The following is a 6,198-nucleotide window of genomic DNA, read 5'->3' on the forward strand; positions in this document are numbered from 1 at the left end:
TTCCTGTGGGAATGCGCGCCGCAAGAAGAATTCGACACGCCCGCGCTGGCCGCCGACTACTTCGGCCACGCCCCCACGCCGGTGGAACACGCCGCGCTGCTGATGCGCCTGCACAGCGCGCCCGCGTACTTTCACCGCCGTGGCAAGGGCCGCTACCGCCCTGCCCCGCCCGACATCCTGGCCGCCGCGCTGGCCGCGCTGGAAAAGAAGCAGCGCCAGGCCGAGCAGCAACAGGAATGGGTCGACGAGATGGCGGCCGGCCGTCTGCCCGAAGCCATTGCCCAGGTTGCTGAAACGCTGCTGATCCGGCCGGACAAGAATTCGCAGCAATGGAAGGCGCTGGACGCCGCCTGCGCCAAGCTGGGCAAAAGCCCCGACCGCCTGTTGCTGGAACTGGGCGCATGGCCGCATGCGCTGGCCCTGCATAAGCGCCGCTTCCTGGCCGTCAACTTCCCGCGCGGCTTGGAATTTCCGGAACTTGAACTGCCGCCCATCGACCAAGAACTGCCGTTGTCGGACGCCGAAATCTATTCGGTGGACGACGTCACCACGACCGAGATCGACGACGCGCTGTCCGTGACGACGCTGCCCGACGGCCGCCTGCGCGTGGGCGTGCACGTGGCCGCCCCCGGCCTGACCGTGACCCGCGACAGCGAATTCGACAAGCTGGCGCGCGCCCGCCTGTCCACGGTGTACATGCCGGGCGACAAGATCCCGATGCAGCCGGACAACGTCATCAAGGCGTTCTCGCTGGATGCCGGGCGCGAAGTGCCCGTGCTGTCGCTGTACGTGGTGGCCGACCCGGAAACCGGCGAGATCATCGAATCCGACACGCGCCTGGAACGTGTGGTGGTGCGCGAAAACCTGCGCCACAACATGCTGGACGCGCAAGTCACCGAGGCCAGCCTGGCCGATCCGTCGGCCGACATTCCCTACGGCCATTGGCTGCGTCCGCTGTGGAAGCTGGCGCAGGCGCTGTCGGCGCAACGCGAAAACGTGCGCGGCAAGCCCGAAAACAATTCCCGCGTGGAATACAGCTTCTACCTGGACGGCAACCCCGACGACCCGGACACGCCGGTGCGCCTGGTGCCGCGCCAGCGCAACGCGCCGCTGGACCGCATGGTGGCCGAATACATGATCCTGGCCAACAACCTGTGGGGCGGCTTGCTGCACCAACATGGCGTGCCGGGTATTTATCGGTCGCAGCAGGCCGGCCGCGTGCGCATGAGCACGCAGGCCCTGCCGCACGAAGCTATCGGCGTGCCGCAGTATGCGTGGAGCACGTCACCGCTGCGCCGCTATGTGGACCTGGTCAACCAATGGCAGTTGATCGCCGCGGTGGAACACGGCGTGTCGGCGCGTCTGGTGGCGCCGTTCAAGCCGCGCGACGCCGACCTGTTCGCCATCATCGGCGCGTTCGATGCGCAGTACGCGGCCTGGGCCGAATTCCAAAGCGCCATGGAACGCTACTGGTGCCTGCGCTGGTTGAAGCAGAACGGCATTACCCGCACGGTGGCGCACGTGCTGCGCGACGACCTCGTGCGATTCGCCAACGCGCCGCTGGTGACGCGCGTGGGCGGCATGCCCGAACTGGAACGCGGCACCCCGGTGGAAATCGACATCCTGGGCATGGATGAACTGGGGCTGGAGCTGGATTGCCGGTATGTCGGCCAGCTGGCTCCCGAGCCGGCAAGCACGTAGGATGCATCCAGCGCGCTAGCGCAAAGCAAAGCAAGCAAAAAAACGTCCCTGCCGGGGGCAACCCCTTTCGCCATCGCGCAAGAGGGGCTGCCCCCGGCAGAGGACCATAACAAGACGGAGACGCAACATGCGCATTTTGCTGGTCGAGGACAACCTTGATCTGGGCGATGCGGTGGAGAGCAAGCTGCGGTCGGCCGGCCACAGCGTGCAATGGGTGCGCGACGGCGTCGCGGCCTTGCGCTGGGGCCTGGACGAAACCTGGGACGCGCTGGTGCTGGACATCAACCTGCCCGGCAAGGACGGCTTCTCGGTCATCCGTGAATTGCGCGCCGCCGGGCTGGAAGCGCCGGTGCTGGTCATGACCGCGCGCGCCGAAATCGAAGACAAGATCGACATGCTGGACCTGGGCGCCGACGACTACCTGGTCAAGCCCTTCGACCTGCGCGAACTTGAGGCGCGGCTGCGCGCGCTGATGCGCCGGCCGGCCGGGCAAACCAGCAGCACCACCGCCTACGGCAATCTAAGCCTGGACCTGGCCGGACGCAGCGTGACGCTGGCGGGCACACCGCTGGAACTTGGCCGGCGCGAATTCCGCCTGCTTGAAATCCTGGTGGGCCGCATCGGCCAGACCGTGGCGAAAGAGCGGCTGATGAATCAGCTGTTCGATCTGGACGACGGTTCACTGAACGCGCTGGAACTGTTGATTTCGCGGCTGCGCAAGAAGCTGGCGGGCGCGTCGATCGACATCATCACCGTGCGCGGCGTCGGCTATCAGGCCCGCAGCCATGAACATCCCTGAAAGCGCCTCGATCCGGCGCCGCGTCTTCACCTTGGGCGCCGCGCTGCTGGCCTGCGCGCTGATCGGGCTGGTTTTCTTCCTGCGCGGTTATGCGCAACGCGCCGCCGAGCAGGCATTCGACCGCCTGCTTGCCGCATCGGCGCTGACCATTGCCGGGTCCGTTCAGATCGATGACGAAGGCGTCACCGTCGAGCCGCCGGTGTCGTCGCTGGCGATGCTCTCGGGCGGCGAGCGGGTCTTCTACGAAGCGCGCACGTCCAATGGCCGCCTGATCACCGGCTATGGCGACCTGGCGCCCAACCTGCCGCTGGCGCAAGCCGCCACGCCGGTCTACGCCTACGTCACCTACCACGACGAGCCTGTGCGCGTGGCGACCGTGGGGCGGCTGGTGTCGGCCAGCCAGCATGCCGGCTGGGTCACGGTGCGCGTCGCCGAAACGCTGGGGTCGCGGGATGAACTGGCCGACGAGATCCTGGGGCGCGGCGTGCTGCCGCTGGTGGTGGTGTCGCTGGTGGCGCTGGGCCTGCTGTGGTTTGGCGTGCAGCGCGCGTTTGCGCCCCTGGCCGTGCTGGAACGAGACCTGCGCACCCGCGCGCCCGAGGATTTGACGCCCGTGACCACGCCCGTGCCCCGCGAAGTACGCCGCCTGGTCGTAGCGCTGAACGCCTTCATGCAACGCCTATCCGTCATCATGGACACGCTGAACACGCTGGTGGCCGATGCCACGCATCAGGTCCGCACGCCGCTAGCCTCGCTGCGCGCGCAGGCCGAAGTGGCGCTGGACGAGACCGACCCCAAGCGGCTGCGCGAGCGCATCGTGCGCATCCACCAGAACGCCACGCACGCCAGCCAGCTGATCAACCAACTGTTGATGGACGCCACCATTACGCACCGGCTGGGCAAGGGCCCACCGGAATCCGTGGGCGTGGCCGAGACCATCAACGAAACGCGCCGGCGCATCGGCCCGGTGGAAGCCGAACGGCTGCGCATCGAGATCGCGCCGGAAGTGCGCCGCGCGCGACTGGCCGGTGACCGGGTGGCCTTGCGCGAGATGCTGCGCAACCTGGTGGACAACGCCTTGCGTTATGCGCCCGACGGCACCGTGGACATCCAGGCCACCCCGGTAGCCGGTTTCCGCGTGGCGTTGACGGTGTCGGATCGTGGGCCGGGCATTTCGGACGACGAAAAAGAAGCCGTGCAGCAGCGCTTTACGCGCGGGCGGGCCGGCGAGTCGCAGCCGGGTTCGGGCCTGGGGCTGGCCATCGTGCGTTCGGTGGCCACGGCGCACGGGGGTTCGCTATGGCTGCATGATCGGCCCGGCGGCGGCCTGTCCGCGCGCGTCATCCTGCCGCTGCAACAGCAGCCGGCCGGACGCAGCCTGGCGGCGTGGCTGGGCGCGGCGTGCACGGCGGCGATGCTGCTGGTGTCCGCGCCGCAGGACACGCGCGCGGCAGAGCTGGAAGAAATCGTCACGCGCTACCCCGCGCCGCAACCCACGTCGCGCACGCTGGTCATCGCCGGGCCCACGGACACGCCCGTGGTCGCGCCGCTGATCCAGGGCTTTCAATCGTTGCGGCCCGACGTGTCGGTGGTGTATCGCGAAATCAGCAGCCGCGACCTGTACGAAGCGACCGTGGACGGGCGTCTGAAAAATGTGGACGTGCTGATGAGTTCGGCGTCGGACTTGCAGATCCGGCTGGCCAACGACGGCTATGCACAGGCGTACTCGTCACCCTACGCGTCCAAGCTGCCGTCGTGGGCGGTCTGGCGCAACGAGGTCTACGGCTTCACGTTCGAACCCGCCGTCATCGTCTACAACCCCAAACGTTTTACCGAGGCCTCCGTGCCGCGCTCGCGGCAAGACATTCTGCGCCTGCTGGAACGCGAGCAAGCCAGCCTGCAAGGCCGCGTGGGCACCTATGACATTGCCGCCAGCAGCCTGGGCTATCTGCTGGCCGAGCAAGACGAGCTGGTGTCATCGAACTTCTGGGGGCTGGCCAACGCGATGGGGCAAGTGGGCGTGCGCCTGTCGCCCACCAGCGCCCAGATTCTGGACGCCATCGAGAACGACGAACTGGACCTGGCCTACAACATCTTGGGTTCATACGCCCTGTCGCGCCAGGCCGCGGGCAGCAAGATCGGCGTGGTGTTTCCGCAGGACTATGTGCTGGTGCTGGCGCGGTCGGTGCTGATCTCGCGGCGCGCGCCCAGCCCCGATCTGGCGCGCGCCCTGGTGGACTGGCTGCTGTCGCCGGCCGGCCAGCAAGTGGCCTCCAGCCACGCGGCGCTGGGTTCCATCATGGAAGACACGCCGGGCCGCTGGACCTCCGAAGCGGTGCTGGCGCGGTCGCAGGGCATCGTGCAGCCGGTGGTGTTGAGCCCGGCGTTGCTGGTGGGGCTGGACCAGCGGCGGCATTCGCGCTTCGTTCAGAACTGGGTGCGGCTGGTCACGGACACGCCGAAGCGGCCGTAGGCGGGGCGCAGCAGGCCCAGGGATTACCCCTAGCCGCTTGCCGCCTCCATGACAGGACGACGACAGACGCCGCCTCCTAAGATGGCCGCAGGCTGGACCCAGATCCCGCTACAGACCAATTCCAATCGGAGACGAACACATGCTTGCCAAGTCCCAACTGGCGGCCGCCTGCGCCGCAGCTTTCGCCATCGCCACCGGCAGCGCCTTCGCGCAGGCCGTGCCGGCGGGTTACCCGGCCGATTATCAAAAGATCCTGGACGGCGCCAAGAAGGAAGGCAAGGTCGTCATCTATTCGACCACCGACACCAAGGCCGCCGGCCCCATCATCAAGGGCTTCGAAGCGCTGTATCCGGGCGTCAAGGTCGAATACAACGACATGAACAGCACCGAGCTCTACAACCGCTACATCAGCGAACAGGCGGCGGGCGGCGGCAGCGGCGACATCGTCTGGAGCTCGTCGATGGATTCGGCCCTGAAGCTGGCCTCCGACTACGCGCTGCAATACAAGTCGCCCGAAGCCGGCAAGCTGCCGGCCTGGGCCGTCTGGAAGGATTCGGCCTACGGCACGACCTACGAACCCGCCGTGTTCATCTACAACAAGCGCCTGATCCCCGCCGCCGAAGTGCCGACCACGCACGGCGCGCTGGCCAAGCTGATAGCCAGCCAGCCCGACAAATTCAAGAACAAGGTCACCACCTACGACATTGAAAAGTCGGCCGTGGGCTTCATGCTGGCAGTGCAGGACAAGGCCAACGACCCCAAGTATTTCGACACGCTCAAAGACATCGCCAAGGGCGGCCTGGTCGTGCAATCGTCCACCGGCACCATGATGGAACGCGTGTCCTCGGGTGAAAACCTGATCGGCTACAACATCCTGGGTTCGTACGCCGAAACCCGCGCCAAGGCCGACCCGTCGCTGGGCGTGGCCTACCCGACCGACTACGCGCTGGTGCTGTCGCGCGTGGCGTTCATCAGCAAGAAAGCCAAGAACCGCAACGCCGCCAAGCTGTGGATGGATTACCTGCTGTCCAAGAAGGGCCAGGAAATCATGGCCAACCAGGCCGACCTGGCCTCGGTGCGCGATGACATCGACGGCGACAACGATGTGGACGGCATGACCAAGAAGCTGGGCGCCTCGCTCAAGCCGATTCCGGTCAACGAAACGCTGCTGGACTACCTTGAGCAGACCAAGCGCCTTCAGTTCATCAAGGACTGGCGCGCCGCG

At 66.9% G+C, this 6,198-nt stretch carries 4 protein-coding genes; all 4 read left to right on the top strand.

The features are described 5' to 3' along the window. On the top strand, window positions 1-1,701 hold a 1,701-nt coding region (locus ACNPP0_RS23935; protein WP_448707206.1), incomplete at its 5' end, for a ribonuclease catalytic domain-containing protein. Between the two features lie 127 nt (window positions 1,702-1,828). Further along, window positions 1,829-2,500, top strand: a complete 672-nt coding sequence (locus ACNPP0_RS23940) for a response regulator transcription factor (RefSeq protein ID WP_332612256.1) — start codon at window positions 1,829-1,831, stop codon at window positions 2,498-2,500. Next, on the top strand, window positions 2,487-4,973 hold the full coding sequence (locus tag ACNPP0_RS23945) for a sensor histidine kinase (RefSeq protein WP_332612258.1): 2,487 nt from the start codon (window positions 2,487-2,489) through the stop codon (window positions 4,971-4,973). Before ACNPP0_RS23940 ends, ACNPP0_RS23945 begins: the two co-directional genes overlap by 14 nt. Before the next feature lie 139 nt (window positions 4,974-5,112). Beyond that, window positions 5,113-6,198 (top strand): ABC transporter substrate-binding protein (locus ACNPP0_RS23950; protein WP_448707207.1); only part of this gene is annotated, 1,086 nt, incomplete at its 3' end.

This window comes from Achromobacter semiaridum (assembly GCF_053543755.1).